2 protein-coding genes are annotated in these 2878 nt (G+C 61.7%); one reads left to right on the forward strand and one right to left on the reverse strand.

Annotated features, from left to right (window positions below; all coding sequences use genetic code 11):
- The coding region (locus ACYVDE_RS19175; RefSeq protein WP_460503148.1) for an alpha-ketoacid dehydrogenase subunit beta at nt 1-1108 on the forward strand (1108 nt) is incomplete at its 5' end.
- A 154-nt stretch (nt 1109-1262) separates the two neighbouring features.
- Here the strand turns inward: ACYVDE_RS19175 and ACYVDE_RS19180 are convergent.
- A partial coding sequence (locus ACYVDE_RS19180; RefSeq protein ID WP_460503149.1) for a BamA/TamA family outer membrane protein occupies nt 1263-2878 on the reverse strand: 1616 nt, incomplete at its 5' end.

A 2878-nucleotide genomic window follows, 5' to 3' on the forward strand; every position in this document is an offset into this window, starting at 1 on the left:
CAACCCCGACCCGGCCACCTTCGCCGACCACGAGTTTGCCCCACCGGCCGTGACGGCCGAAGCCGGCGAGCGCAGCCCCGCTGGGGCCGACAAAGCTCTGATGGTGGATGCCGCCCTGCACGCCGTCGACGACATTCTGCGTGAGTTTCCCGAGGCCTTGTTCTATGGGCAGGACGTGGGCGGCGAGCTGGGCGGTGTTTTCCGCGAAGCTGCCCTTCTGGCCAAAAAGTATGGCGACCGCCGGGTGTTCAACACGCCTATTCAGGAGGCCTACATTGTGGGCAGCACGGCCGGCATGGCGGCTGTGGGCGCGCGGCCCATCGTCGAAATTCAGTTTGCCGACTACATCTGGCCTTCGCTGAACCAGCTGGTGGAGGAGCTGTCGAAATCGTGCTACCTCACCATGGGCAAGTTCCCGATTCCGGCCCTCATTCGGGTGCCCATCGGCGCCTACGGCGGGGGCGGGCCCTACCACTCGGGTTCCATCGAAAGCACGCTGCTCACCATTCGCGGCATCAAGGTGGTGTACCCCAGCAACGCGGCCGATATGAAGGGCCTGATGCGCGCCGCCTTCCTCGACCCTAACCCGGTCATCATGCTCGAGCACAAAGGCCTGTACTGGAGCAAGGTGCCCGGCACCGAAGACGCCAAAACCGTGGAGCCGGCCGCTGGCTACGTCATCCCGCTGGGCCGGGCCGCCGTGGCGCAGGAAGCGGACGCCGAGCAGTTGCGCCGCGGCAACACCGCGCTGGTCGTGACCTACGGCATGGGCGTGCACTGGGCCAAAGCCGCCAGCCGCGACTTCCCCGGCCAGGTCGAAATTCTCGACCTGCGCACGCTGAACCCCATCGATTTCGAGGCCGTGACGGCCGCCACCCGCCGCCACGGCAAGGTGCTGGTGCTCACCGAAGAACCGCTGCTCAACAGCTTCGCTGAGAGCTTGGCCGGGCGCATTCAGCGACACTGCTTCCAGGAGCTGGATGCGCCGGTGTTCACGCTGGGCGCGGCCAACCTGCCCGCCATTGCCCTGAACGTGGAGCTGGAGCGGCAGATGCTGCCCAGCGCCGCGAAAGTGGCGGTAGCGTTGGGGGAGCTGCTGGAGTATTAAAGCATTGGGTTAAAAACCAGGACGTCATGCTGAGCTTGTCGAAGCAGCTCTACCGCAATAGTAAATGAATTACTGCTGCGGTAGAGCTGCTTCGACAAGCTTAGCATGACGTCCTCTTTGGTCCTGTCTGGTTTCGTTCTGCGCAAACCCGCCCTTAGAACGGGTAACCAATACCTAGGTTGAACGAAACGGGGTTGGCGCTTTTGTTGAAATTGCGCAGCGCCCATTTGTCGACGGGGGCGGTGGGGTCGTAGATTTTGGTGGCGAGGTCGAGGCGCAGAATCAGGAAGGTGAAATCGAAGCGAACGCCGAAGCCCGAGCCCACGGCAATTTGCCGGTAGAACTGGTTGAGCTGAAACTGCGCGCCCGGCCGCAGGTAGTTGCCATTGGCATCTTTGCGTTCCTGCAGGCCCCACACGTTGCCGAAATCGGTGAAGAAAGCCCCTTTGATGAAGTCGTAAACCGGGAATCGGTACTCCACGCTGCCTTCGAGCAGCAACTCGCCGGGTTGCTCGGTGAGGTAGTCGCGCGAGCCGTCGGCGCGGGTGGGCGTAAAGCCGCCGGGCCCCAGCCGGCGAGGCTGCCAGGCCCGCAGGCTGGTAGAACCGCCAGCGAAAAATGATTTGTCGTAGGGCACAATGTAAGCATCGGCATTGGTGCCGTCGTCGTAGGTGCGGCTCAGGGCGTGCACTACACCGCCGTTCAATCGCCACACCAGGTAGGTTTGGGGCGTGAGGTGGTGGTAGCGGCGGAAATCGGCGCTGAGGCGGGCAAAATCGTACACGTTCAAGCCGGTTTGGCGCTTCAGTGCATCCTGGTAGAGGCCGCGCGTGAGGCCGCCCAGCTCGGCAAACAGGCGAAAGTAGCGGGCGTCGCGGGTCTGGTTGAAATCGTTGGAATTGTAGAGCGAAGTGAAGCTAAAGCTGGGCTCAATCTGCTTGCTGAATGAGCGGTATAACGACGAGCCTTCTGTCACGCGCAGATATTCCAGCTGTTTACCAAAGTTAGGGTCTTTGATTTGTGAGTTCACCAGGGTCATTACAACCGGGGAGAAAACATATTGATGAAAGACTGACCTTTGCCAGATGTAATCGAATGAAAATTCAAAGTTTGAGCGAGAGTACTCCGGTCGGTCGACGAAGGTTTCTGAAAGGAGAAAGCGCGTTTTGGGGTTGTACCGGGTCAGAAAACGGTTGGTGCGAAAAGGCACCAGAAATTGCGGTAACACTAGCGAGGCAGTAGCACCTAACTGGGCAGTATATACAGCGTCAGGAGCTTTACCCTCGTCCACGCCTACGCGAGTGAGTTGGCCTTCCAAACCGGCGCGCAGGCCCAGTTCCAGCACTTCGGCCCCGCCAAATGGATTGCGGGTTTTCAGGCGCAGGTTGAGGAAAGGGCCGGGCTGGTAGGCCACGTAGGTGCCACCCACTTCGGTGGTTTGCGAATACTTCGGGGCCGGCGAGGCATTGATGACGGCTACCAGCTCGCCGGTGCTGGGGTGCAGGCTGGTGCTGTCGGCCGTGGGCGGGTCGGGCACCTTGCGGTAGTTCACGGTATTGAACCGAAACATGTCGAGGTCGGAGAGCAGGCGCTGCGTCTGCACAGTATTGGCCAGGCTGTAGTGCTGGCCGGGACGCACCAGCACCTTGCGGGCCAGCAGGCTGGTACTGTACTGCTGCTGGTAGGCGGCGAAGTGAATGGAGTCCGTGACGGTGGTATCGGTGCGCGGGCCCAGGCTGGGGCGGGCGCGCAGCGCGGCGGCCGTGCCGG

The organism is Hymenobacter agri (assembly GCF_054778495.1).